This window comes from Burkholderia sp. AW49-1, from assembly GCF_053427845.1.
The window spans coordinates 58,914-80,204 of record NZ_JBSAXF010000010.1 but is presented as its reverse complement, the minus strand read 5'-3'; the positions used below and the strand labels follow the sequence as shown (position 1 = coordinate 80,204).

Here is a 21,291-nt window from a genome sequence, read left to right as displayed (position 1 = left end):
GGTGCGGGCCGGGCGGCGCCCCGGCGCACCGGCTACAATGACGGTTTTCCCGTCTTCGCCGCTCTTCCGCCATGTCCGCGACCCCTCTCGCCGCTTCCGCCCCGCTCGACGCGCCCTACACGCGCGGCGCCGACCTGCCCGCGCTGCTGAAATCGCGCATCCTGATCCTCGACGGCGCGATGGGCACGATGATCCAGCGCTACAAGCTCGACGAGGCCGCGTATCGCGGCGAGCGTTTCAAGGATTTCCCGCGCGACATCAAGGGCAACAACGAACTGCTGTCGCTCACGCAGCCGCAGATCATCAGCGAGATCCACGACCAGTACTTCGCGGCCGGCGCGGACATCGTCGAAACCAACACGTTCGGCGCGACGACGGTCGCGCAGGCCGACTACGGGATGGAAGATCTCGTCGTCGAGATGAACGTCGAATCGGCGCGGCTCGCGCGCGAATCCGCCGTCCGCTACACCACGCCCGACAAACCGCGCTTCGTCGCTGGCGCGATCGGGCCGACGCCGAAAACGGCGAGCATCTCGCCGGACGTCAACGACCCGGGCGCGCGCAACGTCACGTTCGACGAGCTGCGCGCTGCGTATTACCAGCAGGCGAAGGCGCTGCTCGACGGCGGCGTCGACCTGTTCCTCGTCGAGACGATCTTCGACACGCTGAATGCAAAGGCCGCGCTCTTCGCGCTCGACGAACTGTTCGAGGACACCGGCGAGCGCCTGCCGATCATGATCTCGGGCACCGTGACCGACGCGTCGGGCCGCATCCTGTCGGGCCAGACGGTCGAGGCGTTCTGGAATTCGCTGCGTCACGCGAAGCCGCTCACGTTCGGCCTGAACTGCGCGCTCGGCGCGGCGCTGATGCGCCCGTACATCGCCGAGCTCGCGAAGCTGTGCGACACCTACGTGTCGTGCTACCCGAACGCGGGCCTGCCGAACCCGATGAGCGACACCGGCTTCGACGAGACGCCGGACGTCACGTCGGGCCTGCTGAAGGAATTCGCGCAGGCCGGGCTCGTGAACCTCGCGGGCGGCTGCTGCGGCACGACGCCCGAGCACATCGCCGAGATCGCGAAAGCGCTCGCCGACGTGAAACCGCGCCGCTGGCCGAGCCAGTACAGCGACGCCGCCTGACCGACCGCCCCAACGCCCGCCCTACATCACACGAATTCGCACCGCCATGACCGATCACATGATGCGCCTTGCCGGCCTCGAGCCGTTCAACGTCACGTCCGGAACGCTCTTCATCAACGTCGGTGAACGCACCAACGTCACCGGCTCGAAGGCATTCGCGCGGATGATCCTCAACGGCCAGTTCGACGAGGCGCTCGCCGTCGCGCGCCAGCAGGTCGAGAACGGCGCGCAGGTGATCGACATCAACATGGACGAGGCGATGCTCGATTCGAAGGCGGCGATGGTGCGCTTCCTGAACCTGATCGCATCCGAGCCGGACATCGCGCGCGTGCCGATCATGATCGACTCGTCGAAGTGGGAAGTCATCGAGGCGGGCCTCAAGTGCGTGCAGGGCAAGGCGATCGTGAACTCGATCTCGCTGAAGGAAGGCGAGGAAGCGTTCCGCCACCACGCGAACCTGATCCGCCGCTACGGCGCGGCCGCAGTCGTGATGGCGTTCGACGAGACGGGCCAGGCCGACACCTACGAGCGCAAGACCGAGATCTGCAAGCGCTCGTACGACTTCCTCGTGAACGAAGTCGGCTTCCCGCCGGAAGACATCATCTTCGACCCGAACATCTTCGCGGTCGCGACCGGCATCGAGGAACACAACAACTACGCGGTCGACTTCATCGAGGCGACCCGCTGGATCAAGCAGAACCTGCCGTACGCGAAGGTGAGCGGCGGCGTGTCGAACGTGTCGTTCTCGTTCCGCGGCAACGACCCGGTGCGCGAGGCGATCCACACCGTGTTCCTGTATCACGCGATCCAGGCGGGCATGGACATGGGCATCGTGAACGCGGGGCAGCTCGGCGTGTATGCCGATCTCGACCCGGAACTGCGCGAGCGCGTCGAGGACGTGATCCTGAACCGCCGCGCGGATTCCACCGACCGCCTGCTCGAGATCGCCGACAAGTTCAAGACCGGCGCCGCGAAGAAGGAGGAGAACCTCGAGTGGCGCAACCAGCCGGTCGAGAAGCGCCTCGCGCACGCGCTCGTGCACGGCATCACGAACTTCATCGTCGAAGATACGGAAGAAGCGCGCGCGGCGATCGCCGCGGCCGGCGGCCGCCCGATCAACGTGATCGAAGGCCCGCTGATGGACGGGATGAACATCGTCGGCGACCTGTTCGGCCAGGGCAAGATGTTCCTGCCGCAGGTGGTGAAATCGGCGCGCGTGATGAAGCAGGCGGTCGCGCACCTGATCCCGTTCATCGAGGAAGAGAAGCGCCTGCTCGCGGAAGCGGGCGGCGACGTGCGTGCGAAGGGCAAGATCGTCATCGCGACCGTGAAGGGCGACGTGCACGACATCGGCAAGAACATCGTGTCGGTCGTGCTCCAGTGCAACAACTTCGAAGTGGTCAACATGGGCGTGATGGTCCCGTGCAACGAGATCCTCGCGAAGGCGAAGGTCGAGGGCGCGGACATCATCGGGCTGTCGGGTCTCATCACGCCGAGCCTCGAGGAAATGGCGTACGTCGCGTCCGAGATGCAGCGCGACGACTACTTCCGCGTGAAGAAGATTCCGCTGTTGATCGGTGGCGCAACGACCTCGCGCGTGCATACGGCCGTGAAGATCGCGCCGCACTACGAAGGCCCGGTCGTCTACGTGCCGGACGCCTCGCGCTCGGTGTCGGTCGCGTCGAACCTGCTGTCGGACGAAGGCGCGGCGAAGTACCTCGACGAACTGAAGTCCGACTACGAACGGATCCGCGACCAGCACGCGAACCGCAAGGCGCAGCCGATGGTCACGCTCGCCGAAGCGCGCGCGAACAAGACGAAGATCGACTGGGCGGGCTACCAGCCCGTGAAGCCGAAGTTCATCGGCCGTCGCGTGTTCAGGAACTACGACCTGAACGAGCTTGCGAACTACATCGACTGGGGCCCGTTCTTCCAGACGTGGGATCTCGCGGGCCCGTACCCGGCGATCCTGAACGACGAGATCGTCGGCGAATCGGCGCGGCGCGTGTTCTCGGACGCGAAATCGATGCTCGCGCGCCTGATCCAGGGCCGCTGGCTGACCGCGAACGGCGTGATCTCGCTGCTGCCGGCGAACACGGTCAACGACGACGACATCGAGATCTACACCGACGAATCGCGCTCGGAAGTGCTGATGACGTGGCGCAACCTGCGCCAGCAGAGCGTGCGTCCGGTGGTCGACGGCGTGATGCGCCCGAACCGCTCGCTCGCCGACTTCATCGCGCCGAAGGAATCGGGCGTCGCCGACTACATCGGGATGTTCGCGGTGACGGCCGGGCTCGGTGTCGACGTGAAGGAAAAGCAATTCGAAGCCGACCACGACGACTACAGCGCGATCATGCTGAAGGCGCTCGCCGACCGCTTCGCGGAAGCGTTCGCCGAGGCGATGCACGCGCGCGTGCGCCGCGAGCTGTGGGGCTATGCGAGCGGCGAAACGCTCGACAACGATGCGCTGATCGCCGAAAAGTACGCGGGCATCCGCCCGGCGCCCGGCTATCCGGCGTGCCCCGACCACCTGGTGAAGCGCGACATGTTCGACGTGCTGCAGGCGAACGAGATCGGCATGAGCGTGACCGATTCGCTGGCGATGCTGCCGGCGGCCAGCGTGTCGGGTTTCTACCTCGCGCACCCGGACAGCACGTATTTCTCGGTCGGGAAAATCGGTCAGGATCAGCTCGAGGACTACGCGCGACGCATGGCGCTGTCGCTCGACGACGCGCGCCGCGCGCTCGCGCCGCAACTCTGATCGACGGGTGACCGGGGCGGCCTCGCCGCCTTTTGATCAGACAAATAAAAAGCCCGCGTCGCGCGGGCTTTTTATTGCCTGACCAGGCTTGCGGCCGCGTCGGCCGGGCAACGAAGCTCAGAAGCCCCAGTGCACGTCGGCCTCGCCGGCCTTCGCTTCGCGCAGCATCGTGAGGAACGGGGCAACGCGCTGCGCCAGGCTCGGCGGCACTTCGTGGTGCGCGTGGTCGTCTTCGTCCTCGTGGAAATGGCCCGCGTGCTCGGCGCGCTCCTGCTTCGCCTGCGCGACGGCGCCTTCCAGCTTGGCGATCGCGTGGTCCAGTTCGTCGTGCGTAATGACGCCGCGTTCGCCCAGCTGCTTGCCGACGAGGCCCAGCACGTATACGGCGAAGTCCTTCAGCACGTCGAGATCCTGTGCCGCCTTGCTCTTGAACGTAATCATGACAATTCCCTTTTCATCTTGTTGTGCCTGCGCGGCGTGGTTGGGGGACACCGGCAGGCCGGCGTCCGGCCTCGCGGACGCGGGGCGCCTGAGCGGCATATTAGCACCTGTTAAAATTCCGCGATCCCTGAAACGCGCGCTTAAAAAGCGCGCCGGCCGGCCGGCGTTTCCGGCCGCCACCAACGAAGCCTTCTACCAGCATGCTGCCAGCTCACAAACAGACCCTCGAAGCCCTGCTCGCGGATAGCGTCACGCAGGTCGCACACGCACTGAAAGGCGCCGACGCGGCATTCGTCAACCCGGCCATCACGCTGGAGCGCCCGAAGGTCGCCGCGCACGGCGACGTCGCGTGCAACGTCGCGATGCAGCTCGCCAAGCCGCTCGGCACGAACCCGCGCCAGCTCGCCGAGAAGATCGTCGCCGCCCTCACGGCCCAGCCGGCCGCGCAAGGGCTCGTCGACGCGGCCGAAATCGCCGGCCCCGGCTTCATCAACCTGCGTCTGACGGCCGCCGCGAAACAGGCGGTGATCGCCGCCGTGTTCGACCAGGGCCGCGCGTTCGGCACGTCGGAGCGCGAAAAGGGCAAGCAGGTGCTGCTCGAATTCGTGTCGGCCAACCCGACCGGCCCGCTGCACGTCGGCCACGGCCGTCAGGCGGCGCTCGGCGACGTGCTCGCGAACGTGATCGCGAGCCAGGGCTACGCGGTGCACCGCGAGTTCTACTACAACGACGCCGGCGTGCAGATCGGCAACCTCGCGATCTCGACGCAGGCGCGCGCGCGCGGCCTGAAGCCGGGCGACGCGGGCTGGCCGGAAGCCGCATACAACGGCGAATACATCGCCGACATCGCACGCGACTACCTGAACCGCGAGACGGTGGCCGCGAAGGACGGCGAGCCGGTTACCGGCGCGGGCGACATCGAGGATCTCGACGCAATCCGCAAGTTCGCGGTCGCGTACCTGCGTCACGAGCAGGACATGGACCTGCAGGCGTTCGGCGTGAAATTCGACCAGTACTACCTCGAGTCGTCGCTATACAGCGAAGGCCGGGTCGAGAAGACGGTCGACGCGCTGATCAAGGCCGGCATGACCTACGAGCAGGACGGCGCGCTGTGGCTGCGCACGACCGACGAAGGCGACGACAAGGATCGCGTGATGCGCAAGTCGGACGGCACGTATACGTATTTCGTGCCGGACGTCGCGTACCACGTGACGAAATGGGAGCGCGGCTTCACGAAGGTGATCAACATCCAGGGCTCGGACCACCACGGCACGATCGCGCGCGTGCGCGCCGGCCTGCAGGGCCTGCACGTCGGCATTCCGAAGGGCTATCCCGACTACGTGCTGCACAAGATGGTCACCGTGATGCGCGACGGCCAGGAAGTGAAGCTGTCGAAGCGGGCGGGCAGCTACGTGACGGTCCGTGACCTGATTGAATGGTCGGGCGGCGCGGCGCCGGGCCAGGAAGCGGCGCCCGACCTGATCGACGAGGCGACCATCACGCGCGGCCGCGACGCGGTCCGCTTCTTCCTGATCTCCCGCAAGGCCGACACCGAATTCGTGTTCGACATCGACCTCGCGCTGAAACAGAACGACGAGAACCCGGTCTATTACGTCCAGTACGCGCATGCGCGGATCTGCTCGGTGCTCAACGAACTGAAGTCGCGCTACAACGTCGAGGCGGCGCAGCTGCCCGGCGCCGACCTGTCGCAGCTCACGAGCCCGCAGGCCGTGTCGCTGATGCAGAAGCTCGCAGAGTATCCGGACATGCTCACGCACGCGGCGAACGAACTGGCGCCGCACGCGGTCGCGTTCTACCTGCGCGATCTCGCTGGTGAATTCCACTCGTTCTACAATGCGGAGCGCGTGCTGGTCGACGACGAAGCGCCGCGCAACGCGCGCGCCGCGCTCCTCGCCGCGACCCGGCAGGTGCTCGAGAATGGTCTGGCGGTGCTCGGCGTGTCTGCGCCCGCCAAGATGTAAGCGGCCCGAACCGGGCTGCGAATGGCCGCGGCGGGCGCCGCCGTCGGATGCCCGCCGCGGCCTTTTCACGATTCTTTTTGCAGGTGACTCAAGCAATGGCACAACCACGCCGAACTTCGAAGCAATCGAAACAAGCCGGAGGGACATTTCTTGGAATCGTGCTGGGCCTGATCGTCGGCCTCGCGATCGCGGTGGTGGTGGCGCTCTACATCACGCGCTCGCCGTCGCCGTTCGTGTCGAAGGTCGCGCCGCCGCCCGCCGACAACGGCGCGAGCCAGCCGCAGCAGTTCGACCCGAACCGCGCGCTGCAGGGCAAGACGCCCGGCCAGCCGGTGCCGCAGGCCGCGCAGCCCGCGCCGCCCAATACCGCACCGGGCCAGGCCGCGAACCAGACCCAGGGCGGGCTGCTGCCCGAGCCGCAGATCGTCGAAGTGCCGCCGTCGGGCAACACGAACGGCTCGAGCAACACCACAGCGTCGAACAATGCGTCGTCGGGCAACGGCGTCGCCGTCGCGCCGAAGCCGGCCGACAACACGCCGCCGCCGAAGAAGACGCAGCAGGCGCAGCAACAGCAGCAAGGCGGCGAGGACGACCTCGCGCGCTTCGCCGCGCAGAAGCAGGCGCAGCAGGCCGCCGCGCAGAAACAGCAGCAACAGCAACAGGCCGCGAACACGCCGAAGCCGGCGCCGTCCGCGACCTCCTCCGTGGCAGCGAAGCCGCCGACCGCGAACGACGCGAACACCGGCTATTTCCTGCAGGTCGGCGCGTACAAGACGGAAGGCGATGCCGAGCAGCAGCGCGCGCGCCTGGGCTTCCAGGGCTTCGAGTCGAAGGTGTCGAAGCGCGATGTCAGCGGCGTGACCTATTTCCGCGTGCGTGTCGGCCCGTTCTCGAAATTCGAGGATATGAACTCGGCCCGTCAGCGCCTGTCCGATGCAGGTGTCGACACGGCGGTGATCCGTTTCACGAAGCAGTAAGCAACCGGCCGCGCCCACGCAGAACCCGTTACGTTTCGTAACCCGAGCAACTGATTCGACGTCTACAACATGAAAAAACTGCTTAGCACGCTCCTTCTGTCCCTGGGACTGGCCGCCGCCGGCTTCGCCCAGGCAACGCCTGCCGCACCCGTGTCCGGCAAGGACTTCGAGGTGATGAAGTCGCCGCAGCCGGTGTCCGCGCCGGCCGGCAAGGTCGAGGTCATCGAGTTCTTCTGGTACGGCTGCCCGCACTGCTACGAATTCGAGCCGACGATCGAGGCCTGGGTGAAGAAGCAGGGCAACAACATCGACTTCAAGCGCGTGCCGGTCGCCTTCCGCGACGATTTCGTCCCGCACTCGAAGCTGTTCTACGCGGTGTCGGCGCTCGGCATCTCGGAGAAGGTCACGCCGGCGATCTTCAACGCGATCCACAAGCAGAAGAACTACCTGCTGACGCCGCAGGCGCAGGCCGACTTCCTGGCGACGCAAGGCGTCGACAAGAAGCAGTTCATGGACGCGTACAACTCGTTCAGCGTGCAGGGCCAGGTCAAGCAGTCGGCCGAACTGCTGAAGAACTACGCGATCGACGGCGTGCCGACGGTCATCGTCCAGGGCAAGTACAAGACGGGCCCGGCTTACACGAACAGCATTCCGGGTACCGCGCAGGTGCTCGATTACCTCGTGAAGCAGGTTCAGGACAAGAAGCTCTGATCCCCGCCCACGCGCCGGCATGACAACTCCGCTGAAGGTCTTCATCACCGGCGCGTCGAGCGGCCTCGGCCTCGCGATGGCCGAGGAATACGCCCGCCAAGGCGCCACGCTCGCACTCGTCGCGCGCCGCACCGATGCCCTCGATGCGTTCGCGCGACGCTTTCCCAAGCTGTCCGTCTCCATCTACTCCGCCGACGTGCGCGACGCCGATGCGCTCGCCACGGCCGCCGCGTCGTTCATCGCCGCGCACGGCTGCCCCGACGTCGTGATCGCGAACGCGGGCATCAGCCAGGGCGCCGTCACGGGACAGGGCGATCTCGCCACGTTCCGCAACGTGATGGACATCAACTATTACGGGATGGTCGCGACGTTCGAGCCGTTCGTCGGCCCGATGACGGCCGCGCGCCACGGCACGCTGGTCGGCGTCGCGAGCGTCGCCGGCGTGCGCGGCCTGCCCGGTTCCGGCGCGTACAGCGCGTCCAAGTCGGCCGCGATCAAGTATCTCGAGGCGCTGCGCGTCGAGCTGCGCCCGGCCGGCGTCGGCGTCGTGACGATCGCGCCCGGCTACATCCGCACGCCGATGACCGCGCACAACCCGTACCGGATGCCGTTCCTGATGGACGCCGACCGCTTCGCGGCCCGCGCCGCGCGCGCGATCGCCCGGCAGCACGCGTTCCGCGTGATTCCATGGCAAATGGGCGTCGTCGCGAAGGTGCTGCACGTGCTGCCGCGCTGGCTCTACGACCGTCTGTTCGAAAAGGCGCCGCGCAAGCCGAAGGCCGGCGCGCACTGAGCGCATCGATGCATCGGGTGTCCGGAGCGTCTCTCGCGCCGTGCACGCCGCGGCGGGACGGCATCGGCCTCGCGGTCCGGTGCCAACGCCGCGTGCGCCGCTTCGTTCTGTCGGCCGTATCACGGATCGCACGCGGCGATCCTTCCGCTTCTCCCTTCCGCCGCCCCGGTAAATTCGCGCCGGCCCGTCTCAATTTGCAGTCTCCCCGCAACAGCCCCGCCCGCCCGCCATTCACTGCCGCACCTGCCTCGCCTCCCCACTGCTGCGCCGCCCCAACACGCATTCCGTCGCGAACGCAGCCGTTTTTCGCTCAACTCGCCGCGTTCCGGCGCCCTTTATCACGCGCGGCGCGCTTTGACGGTATGCTATCCGCCAGCCGCGCCGGCCCTGCCCGCTGCCAGGCCGCGCCCGCATTCCGACACCCGGCAAAAAATCACAAGTCACGTGGGAGAACCCATGCAGGTCAAGCTGTTCGCCGCGGCCGCGCTCGCCGCCGCCCTCGCCGCCCCCGGCCTCGCCGCCGCCAAGCCGCTCACCGTCTGCACGGAATCGAGCCCGGACGGCTTCGACGTCGTGCAGTACAACTCGCTCGTCACGACCAACGCATCGGCCGACGTGATCTTCAACACGCTCGTGTCGTACGACGAAGCCGCGAAGAAGGTCGTACCCGCGCTCGCCGACAAATGGGAAGCGAGCGCCGACGGCCTCACGTACACGTTCCACCTGCGCCCGAACGTCGCATTCCAGACCACCGATTACTTCAAGCCGGGCCGCCAGCTGAACGCGGATGACGTCGTGTTCACGTTCTCGCGGATGCTCGACGATGCGAACCCGTGGCACAAGGTAGCCGGCGCGAGCGGCTTCCCGCACGCGCAATCGATGGGGCTCGTGAAGCTCGTGAAGTCGGTCACGAAGGTCGACGACAGCACGGTGAAGTTCGTGCTGAACGAGCCGAACGCGACGTTCGTGCCGATCCTGACGATGGGCTTCGCGTCGATCTACTCCGCCGAATACGCGGACCAGCTGCTGAAGGCCGGCAAGCAGGCCGACCTGAACGCGAAGCCGATCGGCACCGGCCCGTTCGTGCTGAAGAGCTACACGAAGGACGCGCTGATCCGCTACGACGTGAACCCGGCCTACTGGGGCACGAAGCCGAAGGTCGACCGGCTGATCTACGCGATCACGCCCGACGCGTCGGTGCGCATGCAGAAGGTGAAGGCCGGCGAATGCCAGATCGCGTTGTCGCCGAAGCCGCAGGACGTGCTCGCGGCCAAGGGCGAAAGCGCGCTGAAGGTCGTGCAGACGCCCGCGTTCATGACCGCGTTCGTCGCGCTGAACACGCAGAAGAAGCCGCTCGACAACGACAAGGTGCGCGAGGCGCTGAACCTCGCGTTCGATCGCGCGACCTACCTGAAGGTGGTGTTCGACAACACGGCGACGGCCGCGAACAACCCGTATCCGCCGAACACGTGGAGCTATGCAAAGGACGTCGCGCCATATGCGTACGATCCCGCGAAGGCGAAGCAGTTGCTCGCGCAGGCCGGTTTCCCGAACGGCTTCTCGACGACGATCTGGACGCGCCCGACGGGCAGCGTGCTGAACCCGAACCCGAAGGCCGGCGCGGAACTGCTGCAGGCCGACCTCGCGAAGATCGGCGTGAAGGCCGAGGTGAAGGTGATCGAATGGGGCGAGCTGATCAAGCAGGCGAAGCTCGGTCAGCATGACATGCTGTTCATGGGCTGGGCCGGCGACAACGGCGATCCGGACAACTACCTGTCGCCGCTGTTCAGCTGCAACGCGGTGAAGTCGGGCATCAACTTCGCGCGCTTCTGCGACGCGCAACTCGACAAGCTGATCGCCGACGGCAAATCGACCGCCGATCAGGCCAGGCGCGCAAAGCTGTATGAATCCGCGCAGAAGATCATCCACGACCAGGCGCTGTGGATTCCGCTCGGCTACCCGACCGCGGCCGCGCTCACGCGTGCGAACGTGAGCGGCTATCACGTCAGCCCGTTCGGTCGTCAGAACTTCGCGGCGGTCGTCGTGCAGTAACCGCGCGTGGCGCGCAAGCGACGGCACGCTCGCCCGTCGCTTGCGGCCCGCGCGTCGCGCTTGCTACACTGCGCGCTCACTCCTCATACCGGACGCCAGCCAAAGTGAACAACTAAGCCTTCCAAAAAATGTTGTCGCCGCCGTGCCACGCACGTCGCGCGAAGGGTTTCACGCATTTTCGGAGGTGCTTATGGCTGCTGCCACGCCAACCGGCGCGCTCGTCGCGCTTCATCACGTTTCTTTCCGCTTCGACGACGGCGTCACGCTGTTCGATTCGCTCGACCTTTCCATCGATCGCACGCCGACGGGCATCGTCGGCCGCAATGGCGTCGGCAAGAGCCTGCTTGCGCAACTGATCGCGGGCCGGCGCACGCCGACCGCGGGCACGATCGATCGGCAGACGCCGGTCGTCTACGTCGCGCAGCAGCACGACGACGCGCCGGCCGGCACGCAGACCGTCGCGGAAATCGCCGGGCTCGACGCGCCGCTCACGGCCCTCGCGCGCCTCGCGGACGGGCGCGCGACGGCGCACGACTTCGACCTGATCAGCGATCGCTGGGACCTGGCCGAGCGGCTGCGCGCGGCGCTCGACGGGGCCGGCCTGCACGACGTGCGCGCCGACACGCCGGCGCATGCGTTGAGCGGCGGCCAGATGGCCCGCGTCGCGCTGATCGGCGCGTTGCTGTCGGAGGCCGGGCTGCTGGTGCTCGACGAACCGACCAACCACCTCGATGCATCGGGCCGTGCATGGCTACGCGGCGCGCTCGACGGCTGGCGCGGCGGTGTCGTCGCCGTCAGCCACGATCGTGCGTTGCTCGCGCACGTGCAACGCATCGTCGAGCTGACGCCGCACGGCGTGCGCGCATACGGCGGGAACTACGCGTTGTATCGCGCGCAACGCGACGCGGAGCACGATGCCGCGCAGGCGGCGCTCGAGCATGCGCGCACCGAGCGCGGGCGGGTGCGGCGCCGGCTCGAACAGGAACACGACACGATCCAGCGCCACGCGGCCGGCTCGCTGCGCGATGCGAAGACGGCCAACCTGTCGTCGATGGCGCGACAGAGCCGCAAGGGGGCGGCTCGCAGCATCATGGGGACGGTCCGCCGTCACCAGAGCGAATTCAAGGCGACGCTCGATGCGCGCGTGCAGGAAGCGGCCGCGCGCGTCGAAGCCGACGCGCCGGTGCTCGTGTCGCTGCCGGGCACGGAAGTGGGCGCGCGCCGCCAACTGTTCGCGCTCGAGCGCGCGCAATTGCCGTGGCGCACCGCGGGCCGCACGGACGCGATCACGTGGTCGGCCAGCGGCCCCGTTCGCATCGCGCTGACGGGCCCGAACGGCTGCGGAAAATCGACGCTGCTGCGCATGCTCGCCGGCGAACTCGCACCGCGCGCCGGTACGTGCACGACGCACGTGAGCGCCGCGTATCTCGATCAGCGGCTCGCGCTGCTCGATCCCGAACGCTCGATCGTCGAGCAGTTGGGACTCCTCGATACGCCGCTCGCCGAAGGCGATCTGCGCAGCCGGCTCGCGCTGCTGCAGCTCGATGCCGCGCGCGCGACGCAGCCGGCGCACCGCCTGAGCGGCGGCGAACGGTTGAAGGCCGCGCTCGCGTGTGCGCTGTGGCGCGGCACGCCCGCGCAGTTGCTGCTGCTCGACGAGCCGACCAATCACCTCGATCTCGAATCGGTGCGCGCGATCGAAGCCGCGCTGGCCGGCTTCCCCGGCGCGCTCGTGGTCGCGTCGCACGACGCCGCGTTTCTCGCGGCGCTCGCACCGACGCACACGATGCAATGGCAGCGCGACGGGTGGCGTTACGAACCCGTCGCGTGACGGCGACGACGCGCGCTCAGCGTGCGGAACGGAAGCGCAACACGCCGTCGTCGCCCTGCTCGCGCACGAGCTCGCCTGCGAGCCACAGCAGGTTCAGGTGCGCAAGCGCCTCGCCGAGCGCGAAGGTCATCTGGTGGATGTCGAGCTCGCGGCGGCGGAACATGATCGGCACGATATCGGCCGCGCTCGACGGCTTTTCCGCGCAGGCGACGCGCACTTCGTCGAGCCGCGCGTCGTGATGCGAGCGCAGTTGCGCGATGCGCGTGCGCACGCCGCGGAACGGCTTGCCGTGCGACGGCAGCACGAGCGTATCGGGCTCCATCGTCTCGTAGCGGCCGAGCGATTCCAGATACAGCGCGAGCGGGTTGGCTTCCGGTTCGAGGTCGAACACGGACACGTTGGTCGAGATGCGCGGCAGCACCATGTCACCGGAGATCAGCACGCCGTCCGCTTCACTGTGAAGCGCGCAATGTTCAGGTGAATGACCGTAGCCGGTGACGACGCGCCACGTGCGCGCGCCGATCTTCACCGCGTCGCCTTCGCGCAGGCGCCGGTAGCGTGGCGGCACGGCCGGCACCAGGTCCGAGTAGTAGCTTCGGCGGCTGCGCAGTTTCTCCAGCGCGACCGGGTCCGTCAGGCCGTGGCGCGCGAAGTGATCGGCCGCGGCCGCGCCGCCGGCGTTCGAACCGTTGCCGGCCGCCATCAGGCAGCCGAACATGTATTCGCCGAGCGTCATCCACAGCCGCACGTTCCAGCGGCCCTTGTCGCCGCCTTCGCAGAGCCAGTTCGCGAGGCCGAAGTGATCGGGATGGCAATGCGTGACGAGCACGCGCAGCACCGGCAGCCCGTCGAGATGCGTGTCGAAAATCCGTTCCCAGTGCGTACGAATCGCGTCCGACGCGATCCCGCAGTCGACGATCGTCCAGCCGGCCTGCCCGTCGATCTCGTCGCGCAGCAGCCAGAGGTTGATGTGGTCCAGCGAAAACGGCAGCGGCATGCGCAGCCAGCGCACGCCGGGCGCGACCTCGAACGTGTCGCCCGCGGCGGGCAGCGTGTCGGCGAAGGGGTAGTCGAGTTGGTGTTCCAGTGCGTTCATCGGTGCTGTGTCTCGTCGTTATCAGGGCAAATGCAAATGCCAGTGCGAATGCGGGGCAGGCGCGCGGGCGGCAGGCCGCGGCAGGCTTCGCGTCGATTCTATCGCCGTCGCGCGAAACGCGTGCCCTGCGGGCGCCGGAGGGTCAAAAAAAGTTCGTGCCAGAATCGATTCCGTACCCGTATCTTTACGCGAAGATGCACCGAACGGCATGTAACGGCGAACAACCAGCGCATTGACGGTGCTTGGTGCCGGCCCCGAAAGTCATTGAAACGCCGACTTGGGCGCTAAAATGGCGAGTGCTTACAGTCCCTCTCGAACGAGCCTGCACGCGATGAATCACTTCCCCAAACTGCTGTCGTCGCAGATCGGTTTCGACGTCGCGCAGACGATGCTCGAATACTTCGACCGCCACTACCGGATCTTCCGGGAAGCCGCCGTCGAGGCCAAGACGCTATACGAGCGCACCGACTGGCACGGCCTGCAGCGACTGGCGCGCGAGCGGATCACGTCGTACGACGATCGCGTGCAGGAATGCGTCGAGGTGCTGGAGGACGAATACGACGCGGAAAACATCGACGACGAGGTGTGGCAGCAGATCAAGCTGCACTACATCGGCCTGCTCACGTCGCACCGCCAGCCCGAGTGCGCGGAGACGTTCTTCAATTCGGTGTGCTGCAAGATCCTGCACCGCTCGTATTTCAGCAACGATTTCATCTTCGTGCGCCCCGCGATCTCGACCGAATACCTCGAGAACGACGAGCCGGCCGCGAAGCCGACCTATCGCGCGTACTACCCGGGCACCGACGGGCTCGCGGCCACGCTCGAGCGCATCGTCACGAACTTCCAGCTCGAGCCACCGTTCGAGGATCTCACGCGCGACATCGGCTGCGTGATGCAGGCGATCACCGACGAATTCGGCGAGTTCGACGCCGCGCCGAATTTCCAGATCCACGTGCTGTCGTCGCTCTTCTTCCGCAACAAGAGCGCGTACATCGTCGGCCGCATCATCAACGCCGATCGCGTGCTGCCGTTCGCGGTGCCGATCCGCCACGTGCGCCCGGGCCTGCTCGCGCTCGACACCGTGCTGCTGCGCCGCGACCTGCTGCAGATCATCTTCAGCTTCTCGCATTCGTATTTCCTCGTCGACATGGGCGTGCCGTCCGCATACGTGGACTTCCTCTGCACGATCATGCCGGGCAAGCCGAAGGCCGAGATCTACACGTCGGTCGGCCTGCAGAAGCAGGGCAAGAACCTGTTCTACCGCGACCTGCTGCACCATCTGTCGCATTCGAGCGACCGCTTCATCATCGCGCCCGGGATCAAGGGCCTCGTGATGCTCGTGTTCACGCTGCCGTCGTTCCCGTACGTGTTCAAGATCATCAAGGATCACTTCCCGCCGCCGAAGGAAACGACGCGCGCGCAGATCATGGAGAAGTACCAGCTCGTGAAGCGCCACGACCGTCTCGGGCGGATGGCCGACACGCTCGAGTATTCGAGCGTCGCGCTGCCGCTGTCGCGGCTCGACCATGCGCTCGTGCGCGAGCTGGAGAAGGAGGTGCCGTCGCTGCTCGAATACGAGGACGACAACCTCGTGATCAAGCATTTGTACATCGAGCGCCGGATGACGCCGCTCAACCTGTACCTGCAGAACGGCACCGACGCGGACATCGAGCACGGCGTGAAGGAATACGGCAACGCGGTGAAGGAGCTGATGAAGGCCAACATCTTCCCGGGCGACATGCTGTACAAGAACTTCGGCGTCACGCGCCACGGCCGCGTCGTGTTCTACGACTACGACGAGATCGAATACCTGACCGACTGCAACGTGCGGCGTGTGCCGCCGCCGCGCAACGAGGAAGACGAACTGTCCGGCGAGCCGTGGTATACCGTCGGCCCGCACGACATCTTTCCGGAAACCTACGGACCGTTCCTGCTCGGCGACCCGCGCGTGCGGGCAGTCTTCATGAAGCATCACGCGGACTTTTTCGAACCCGCGCTGTGGCAGGCGAGCAAGGACAAGCTGCTGCAGGGCGAGTTGCCCGATTTTTTCCCGTACGACGCGTCGCTGCGCTTCAGCGTGCGTTACCCCGCGCGCTTCGACGCGACGCCGGACGCCGGTGACGATGCAGGCGACGCGCAGCGCGCCGCCTGATACGCGACCGGATCCAATCGAATCGAACCCGTTATCGACCCGCTTTCCGCCAACGGAATCCACACCGATGAATACCCAAGACAATCCGCTTTCACATCTGTTCGACAACAACGACGCCTGGGTCAAGCGCCAGCTCGCCGACGATCCCGACTTCTTCGCGCGTCTCGCCGACCAGCAGGCGCCGGAATATCTGTGGATCGGCTGTTCGGATTCGCGCGTGCCCGCGAACCAGATCATCGGCCTGCCGCCTGGCGAAGTGTTCGTGCACCGCAACATCGCGAACGTCGTCGTCCATAGCGACCTGAACTGCCTGTCGGTGATCCAGTTCGCGGTCGACATCCTGCGCGTGAAGCACATCATGGTCGTCGGCCACTACGGCTGCTCGGGCGTGAACGCGGCGCTCCACAACCGCCGCGTCGGCCTCGCGGACAACTGGCTGCATCACGTGCAGGACGTGCGCGAGCGCCACGCGGCGCTGCTCGACGAATGGCCGGTCGGCGAGGCGCGCTATCGCCGCCTGATCGAGCTGAACTCGATCGAGCAGGTCGTCAACGTGTGCCGCACGACGATCGTCAACGACGCGTGGGCGCGCGGCCAGTCGCTCACCGTGCACGGGCTCGTATACGGCGTGCACGACGGGCGGATGCGCAACCTCGGGATGTCCGTGTCGAACTTCGACGCGCTCGATGCGACCTACAAGCGCTGCGTCGCGGCGCTGACCGCGCGGGGCCAGCACGCGCCCGACAACGACATGGTCGCGGCGGATGCCGCGCGGCTCGACGACGTCGCGCAGGCGGTCGCCGACACGCTGAAGCCGTGCGACGACGCGAAGTAACGTGCGCCCGCGCCATTGCGGCCGAACCCGCATCACACGCTCGGCCGCGACAGGCATCGAACTGATCTGACACCGACACTGCCGCGACGGCGGTGCACTGCGAAGGAGCGGCGAACATGAAAACCGTATTGATCGTCGGCGCATCGCGCGGCCTCGGACGCGAATTCGTCCGGCAATACCGGCGCGATGGCTGGAACGTGATCGCGACCGCGCGCGACGACGCGTCGCTCGCCGCGCTGCGCGCACTCGGCGCGCACGCGCACGCGCTCGACATCGCGCAGCCCGAACAGATCGCGGCGCTCGGCTGGAAGCTCGACGGCGAGCGGCTCGACGCCGCGGTGATCGTATCGGGTGTGTACGGGCCGCGCACCGAAGGCGTCGAAACCATCGACGCCGGGGATTTCGACGCGGTGATGCATACGAACGTGCGCGGGCCGATGCAGTTGCTGCCGATCCTGCTGCCGCTCGTCGAGGACGCGCGCGGCGTGCTGGCCGTCGTCTCGAGCCGGATGGGCAGCATCGCCGAGGCGACCGGCACGACCGGCTGGCTGTACCGCGCGAGCAAGGCCGCGCTGAACGACGTGCTGCGCATCGCGTCGCTGCAGACGCGCCACGCCGCCTGCATCTCGCTGCATCCCGGCTGGGTGCGCACCGACATGGGCGGCGCGCAGGCCGCGATCGATCCGGAAACCAGCGTGACCGGCATGCGCCGCGTGATCGCGGAAGCAGGCGCGGACGTTTCGCAGTCCAACGGCCGTTTCTTCCAGTACGACGGCGTCGAGCTCAGCTGGTGAGCCGACATCACAACCCGACGTCGTTAATTCACGATTCGCATGATTTTGAACCGACCTGACGCGTGCCCGTGCGGCGGCGCGTCGCCCGCACCTGCGGGCAAAGCCCCGGCACCGCGCTATGCGGCCTGCTGCGGCCGCTTCATCGACGGCGGCGAAGCCGCGCCGACCGCGCTCGAGTTGATGCGCTCGCGGTACAGCGCGTACGTGCTCGGCGCAACCGACTACCTGCGCGCGACCTGGGACGCGCGCACCTGCCCGGCCGATCTCGACGCGGACCCGGATGCGCCCGACGCGCCGCGCTGGCTCGGCCTCGCGATCAAGCGCCATGCGCCGCTCGACGAACGGCACGCGGAGGTCGAATTCGTGGCCCGCTACAAGGTCGGCGGGCGGGCGTACCGGCTTCACGAGACGAGCCGGTTCACCCGCGACGAGCGCGGTTTCTGGCGCTATGTCGACGGCGAAGTAAGTGAACGCTGACAAATAGTTGCTGTGTCAGACGCCGGGTAATTCCCGCATTGCACAACCGGAATTTGTCGGGCTAGGATGGCCCTCAGATTGGTCATGTTGCATGGCAGGGCTTACGAATGGCGTTCAGCAAGGTATTGGTGGGATGGATGGCGGCCTGTGCGCTGTCGGCCGCTCAGGCCGGTGCGCTGCCGAACGCACACGCCGGCGCGGCCACGGCCAGCGGCTCGCTCGCCCACGCCGAGCGCTTCGATTACGGCGATTCGGGCCTCCCGCAAGTCGCCGCCAACCTCAACGAACAAATCGTCAGCATTCCGGCCGATGCCTCGGGCTCCGTGATGCTCGAGGCCACACTGTTCAAGCCGAACGGCCCCGGCCCCTTCCCGCTCGTCGTCTTCAACCACGGCAAGAACACCGGTGACCTCCATCAGCAGCCGCGCAGCCGGCCGCTCGCGTTCGCGCGCGAATTCGTGCGCCGCGGCTATGCGGTGATCGCCCCGAACCGCCAGGGCTTCGCCGGGTCGGGTGGCTCGTACCAGCAGGAAGGCTGCAACGTCGGCAAGAACGGGCTCACGCAGGCCGCCGACGTCGACGCGACGGTTCGCTACATGTCGCGCCAGTCGTACATCGATGCGTCGCGCATCGTCGTCGCGGGCACGTCGCACGGCGGCCTCGTGTCGGTCGCGTACGGCACCGAAGCAGCGCCCGGCGTGCGCGGCATCATCAACTTCTCAGGCGGGCTGCGCCAGGATCTCTGCGACGGCTGGCAGCGCAATCTCGTCGATGCGTTCGACCAGTACGGCGCGCATACCGCCGTACGTTCTCTGTGGCTGTATGGCGACAACGATTCGGTGTGGACGCCCGCGCTCGTCGCGCAGATGCACGACGCATACGTGTCGCACGGCACGCAGGCGCAGTTCATCGATTTCGGCCGCTACAAGGACGACGCGCACCGGCTGATCGTCGACCGCGACGGCGTGCCCGTGTGGTGGCCGGCCGTGAATGCGTTCCTCGCGGAACTGAACCTGCCGACCTCGGTGCGCTACGCGGTCGCCAACCCGCACGAACCGAATGCGACCGGCTATGCGTCGATCGATGCGGTCGACGCGGTGCCGTTCCTCGACGAGGCCGGCCGCGAAGGCTACCGCCGCTTCCTGAACCAGCATCCGAGCCGTGCATTCGCCGTGTCCGCTGAAGGCGCATGGTCGTGGGCCGAAGGCGGCGACGATCCGATGGCGCTCGCGCTCGACAACTGCTCGAAGCAGGGTGCGGGCGCATGCCGGCTGTATGCGGTCAACGACCGCGTCGTGTGGAACGCGAACGCCACGCAGACGGCCGACGACGGCACCGCCGACTCGCACGCACTGGCTTCGCGCTGACGCGCGAGCCGCAGCGCTCCGGGGCGGGCCCTGCCCGCGTCTCCCCCTTCTCCCTTCTCCGTTTCATGAACGCGCGCGGCCCGCAGCTGCGTTCGCACGCCCGTTCACGCGGCCGCATGAGCCGCCGAACAGCGCCTGGCCCGCAACGCCCTCCGGGGTCGTTTTCGGGCGTTTCCTGAACCGCGGCCGGGCCGGGGTCCGCGCGCCATTCGCCTGCGACCGTGCGCGTCGCGTCGCGCTTCGCGCCCCGATTTTTCGGCCGCCGGCATCCGGCTGCCCGTGATTTTTTTCTGTCGGGGGGTGTCACTCGAACGTCGTCATCTGCGGTCATTTCTGGGCATCTGGCGCGTACCGCCCCGAGCACCCCGGATCTGCGCCGAACTCCCGTCCGGCAAGGCTTTGCGGTGTTTGTAACCGGTAGTGCAACGTGCGGCGGAACACGCTAATCTCAGCGCGTTTTCCGTCAGTCGCCGCGCGGTATCCCGTTCGATGCCCGCCGCCGTTTTATCCCCGGAGTTGCCTTGAGTACGCCAGCCACCGACGACTGGGTCGCGCGCAGCCTGCGCGCGGTCTGGCATCCCTGCACCCAGATGAAGCACCACGAGCGCCTGCCGCTCATTCCCGTCGCGCGCGGCGCGGGGCTGTGGCTGTACGACCGCGACGGGCGCCGCTACTTCGACGCAATCAGCTCGTGGTGGGTGAACCTGTTCGGCCATGCGAACCCGGACATCAACGCGGCGCTGAAGGACCAGCTCGACACGCTCGAGCACGCGATGCTCGCCGGCTGCACGCACGAGCCGGCGATCGAGCTCGCGGAGCGGCTGCACGCGCTCACCGCGCGCACGCTCGGCCATGCGTTCTTCGCGTCGGACGGCGCGTCGGCGGTCGAGATCGCGCTGAAGATGAGCTTCCACGCGTGGCGCAACCGCGGCCGCGCGGACAAGCGCGAATTTGTATGCGTCGCGAACAGCTATCACGGCGAGACCATCGGCGCGCTAGGCGTGACCGACGTCGCGCTGTTCAAGGATGCGTACGACCCGCTGATCCGCCATGCACACGTGGTCGCGTCGCCCGACGCGCGCGGCGCGCTGCCGGGCGAGACGGCCGCCGACGTCGCGGGCCGCGCGCTCAACGACGTGCGGCGCCTGTTCGCCGAACGCGCCGACCGGATCGCCGCGCTGATCGTCGAGCCGCTCGTGCAATGCGCGGCCGGCATGGCGATGCACGATCCGTCCTACGTGCGCGGGCTGCGCGCGCTGTGCGACGAATTCGGCGTGCACCTGATCGCCGACGAGATCGCGGTCGGCTGCGGCCGCACCGGCACCTTCTTCGCCTGCGAGCAGGCCGGCGTGTGGCCCGATTTCCTGTGCCTGTCGAAGGGCATCAGCGGCGGCTACCTGCCGCTGTCGCTCGTGCTCACGCGCGACGACGTGTTCGCGGCCTTCTACGACGACGACACGATGCGCGGCTTCCTGCATTCGCATTCGTACACCGGCAACCCGCTCGCGTGCCGCGCGGCGGTCGCGACGCTCGACCTGTTCGCGCGCGACGACGTGCTCGCGAGCAACGCGCGCAAGTCGGCCGCGATGCGCGCCGCGCTCGCGCCGCTCGATGCGCACCCGCAAATGCGCCACCTGCGCGAGCGCGGCACGCTGTTCGCCTTCGACGTCGCGCTCGACGGCGACGCGGCACGCGGCTTCTCGCGGCGCTTCTTCGAACGCGCGCTGGAACGCGAACTGCTGCTGCGCCCCATCGGCACGACCGTATACCTGATGCCGCCATACGTGATGAGCGACGACGACATCGCGTGGCTCGCGCAACGCACGCGCGACACGCTCGACGCGACGCTCGCGGAGGTGGCGCGATGATGCAATCCTCAC

Annotated in this window: 16 protein-coding genes; 14 read left to right on the top strand and 2 right to left on the bottom strand. The window is 67.3% G+C overall.

All coding sequences use genetic code 11. The annotated features are described in order from the left end of the window. The first annotated feature begins 71 nt into the window (after positions 1-71). Together ACV22W_RS17385 and metH are read left to right on the top strand one after the other, a co-directional pair. Complete coding sequence (locus ACV22W_RS17385) at positions 72-1,139, top strand: homocysteine S-methyltransferase family protein (RefSeq protein WP_448020704.1); 1,068 nt, start codon at positions 72-74, stop codon at positions 1,137-1,139. Positions 1,140-1,185: 46 nt separating this feature from the next. Then, entirely contained in the window at positions 1,186-3,903 is a 2,718-nt protein-coding gene (gene metH, locus ACV22W_RS17380; protein WP_448020703.1) for a methionine synthase, read from the top strand. A gap of 117 nt (positions 3,904-4,020) precedes the next feature. On the opposite strand, the gene ACV22W_RS17375 is transcribed toward metH, so the two are convergent. Then, a complete protein-coding gene (locus ACV22W_RS17375) occupies positions 4,021-4,344 on the bottom strand; it encodes a DUF1840 domain-containing protein (protein WP_059523970.1) in 324 nt (107 codons plus the stop codon). Positions 4,345-4,544: 200 nt separating this feature from the next. On the opposite strand from ACV22W_RS17375, the gene argS reads away from it, so the two are divergent. From argS to ACV22W_RS17345, 6 genes are all read left to right on the top strand, one after another. Continuing rightward, complete coding sequence (argS, locus tag ACV22W_RS17370; protein WP_448020701.1) at positions 4,545-6,326, top strand: arginine--tRNA ligase; 1,782 nt, start codon at positions 4,545-4,547, stop codon at positions 6,324-6,326. A 95-nt stretch (positions 6,327-6,421) separates the two neighbouring features. Beyond that, positions 6,422-7,303, top strand: coding sequence for an SPOR domain-containing protein (locus tag ACV22W_RS17365; protein WP_448020699.1), 882 nt, complete (start codon positions 6,422-6,424; stop codon positions 7,301-7,303). Positions 7,304-7,372: 69 nt separating this feature from the next. After that, positions 7,373-8,014, top strand: coding sequence for a thiol:disulfide interchange protein DsbA/DsbL (locus ACV22W_RS17360; protein ID WP_059523964.1), 642 nt, complete (start codon positions 7,373-7,375; stop codon positions 8,012-8,014). 19 nt (positions 8,015-8,033) lie between these two features. After that, entirely contained in the window at positions 8,034-8,807 is a 774-nt protein-coding gene (locus ACV22W_RS17355) for an SDR family oxidoreductase (RefSeq protein WP_321806772.1), read from the top strand. Positions 8,808-9,263: 456 nt separating this feature from the next. Continuing rightward, positions 9,264-10,859: an ABC transporter substrate-binding protein gene (locus tag ACV22W_RS17350; protein WP_448020697.1), complete on the top strand. Its 1,596-nt coding sequence runs from the start codon at positions 9,264-9,266 to the stop codon at positions 10,857-10,859. Between the two features lie 190 nt (positions 10,860-11,049). After that, positions 11,050-12,690, top strand: a complete 1,641-nt coding sequence (locus ACV22W_RS17345) for an ABC-F family ATP-binding cassette domain-containing protein (protein ID WP_448020696.1) — start codon at positions 11,050-11,052, stop codon at positions 12,688-12,690. Between the two features lie 16 nt (positions 12,691-12,706). Here ACV22W_RS17345 and ACV22W_RS17340 read toward each other — a convergent pair whose 3' ends face one another. Next, entirely contained in the window at positions 12,707-13,786 is a 1,080-nt protein-coding gene (locus tag ACV22W_RS17340; RefSeq protein WP_448020694.1) for an MBL fold metallo-hydrolase, read from the bottom strand. A 331-nt stretch (positions 13,787-14,117) separates the two neighbouring features. On the opposite strand from ACV22W_RS17340, the gene aceK reads away from it, so the two are divergent. The 6 genes from aceK (at position 14,118) to bioA (ending at position 21,279) form a co-directional block, all read left to right on the top strand. Beyond that, complete coding sequence (gene aceK / locus ACV22W_RS17335) at positions 14,118-15,938, top strand: bifunctional isocitrate dehydrogenase kinase/phosphatase (RefSeq protein ID WP_448020692.1); 1,821 nt, start codon at positions 14,118-14,120, stop codon at positions 15,936-15,938. Positions 15,939-16,005: 67 nt separating this feature from the next. Continuing rightward, on the top strand, positions 16,006-16,773 hold the full coding sequence (can, locus tag ACV22W_RS17330) for a carbonate dehydratase (RefSeq protein WP_059691403.1): 768 nt from the start codon (positions 16,006-16,008) through the stop codon (positions 16,771-16,773). Between the two features lie 116 nt (positions 16,774-16,889). Beyond that, positions 16,890-17,567, top strand: a complete 678-nt coding sequence (locus tag ACV22W_RS17325) for an SDR family oxidoreductase (RefSeq protein WP_448020691.1) — start codon at positions 16,890-16,892, stop codon at positions 17,565-17,567. 39 nt (positions 17,568-17,606) lie between these two features. Continuing rightward, positions 17,607-18,044 carry a YchJ family protein gene (locus ACV22W_RS17320; protein ID WP_448020690.1) on the top strand — a complete coding sequence of 146 codons (438 nt, stop codon included), beginning with the start codon at positions 17,607-17,609 and terminating at the stop codon, positions 18,042-18,044. A 107-nt stretch (positions 18,045-18,151) separates the two neighbouring features. Beyond that, the gene (locus ACV22W_RS17315) at positions 18,152-19,411 is read left to right on the top strand and encodes a dienelactone hydrolase family protein (protein WP_448020689.1); all 1,260 of its coding nucleotides are present in this window, start codon (positions 18,152-18,154) and stop codon (positions 19,409-19,411) included. A gap of 521 nt (positions 19,412-19,932) precedes the next feature. Continuing rightward, positions 19,933-21,279 carry an adenosylmethionine--8-amino-7-oxononanoate transaminase gene (gene bioA, locus ACV22W_RS17310; RefSeq protein WP_448020688.1) on the top strand — a complete coding sequence of 449 codons (1,347 nt, stop codon included), beginning with the start codon at positions 19,933-19,935 and terminating at the stop codon, positions 21,277-21,279. The last annotated feature ends 12 nt before the right edge of the window (positions 21,280-21,291 follow it).

What these genes read in the sequence shown, in the direction of transcription:
- aceK (WP_448020692.1), top strand. Translation starts at nt 14,118, where the DNA reads ATGAATCACTTCCCCAAACTGCTGTCGTCGCAGATCGGTTTCGACGTC.
- ACV22W_RS17320 (WP_448020690.1), top strand. Translation starts at nt 17,607, where the DNA reads ATGATTTTGAACCGACCTGACGCGTGCCCGTGCGGCGGCGCGTCGCCC.
- ACV22W_RS17340 (WP_448020694.1), bottom strand. Translation starts at nt 13,786, where the DNA reads ATGAACGCACTGGAACACCAACTCGACTACCCCTTCGCCGACACGCTG.
- can (WP_059691403.1), top strand. Translation starts at nt 16,006, where the DNA reads ATGAATACCCAAGACAATCCGCTTTCACATCTGTTCGACAACAACGAC.
- argS (WP_448020701.1), top strand. Translation starts at nt 4,545, where the DNA reads ATGCTGCCAGCTCACAAACAGACCCTCGAAGCCCTGCTCGCGGATAGC.
- ACV22W_RS17325 (WP_448020691.1), top strand. Translation starts at nt 16,890, where the DNA reads ATGAAAACCGTATTGATCGTCGGCGCATCGCGCGGCCTCGGACGCGAA.
- ACV22W_RS17365 (WP_448020699.1), top strand. Translation starts at nt 6,422, where the DNA reads ATGGCACAACCACGCCGAACTTCGAAGCAATCGAAACAAGCCGGAGGG.
- ACV22W_RS17345 (WP_448020696.1), top strand. Translation starts at nt 11,050, where the DNA reads ATGGCTGCTGCCACGCCAACCGGCGCGCTCGTCGCGCTTCATCACGTT.
- metH (WP_448020703.1), top strand. Translation starts at nt 1,186, where the DNA reads ATGACCGATCACATGATGCGCCTTGCCGGCCTCGAGCCGTTCAACGTC.
- ACV22W_RS17315 (WP_448020689.1), top strand. Translation starts at nt 18,152, where the DNA reads ATGGCGTTCAGCAAGGTATTGGTGGGATGGATGGCGGCCTGTGCGCTG.
- ACV22W_RS17385 (WP_448020704.1), top strand. Translation starts at nt 72, where the DNA reads ATGTCCGCGACCCCTCTCGCCGCTTCCGCCCCGCTCGACGCGCCCTAC.
- ACV22W_RS17360 (WP_059523964.1), top strand. Translation starts at nt 7,373, where the DNA reads ATGAAAAAACTGCTTAGCACGCTCCTTCTGTCCCTGGGACTGGCCGCC.
- ACV22W_RS17355 (WP_321806772.1), top strand. Translation starts at nt 8,034, where the DNA reads ATGACAACTCCGCTGAAGGTCTTCATCACCGGCGCGTCGAGCGGCCTC.
- ACV22W_RS17375 (WP_059523970.1), bottom strand. Translation starts at nt 4,344, where the DNA reads ATGATTACGTTCAAGAGCAAGGCGGCACAGGATCTCGACGTGCTGAAG.
- ACV22W_RS17350 (WP_448020697.1), top strand. Translation starts at nt 9,264, where the DNA reads ATGCAGGTCAAGCTGTTCGCCGCGGCCGCGCTCGCCGCCGCCCTCGCC.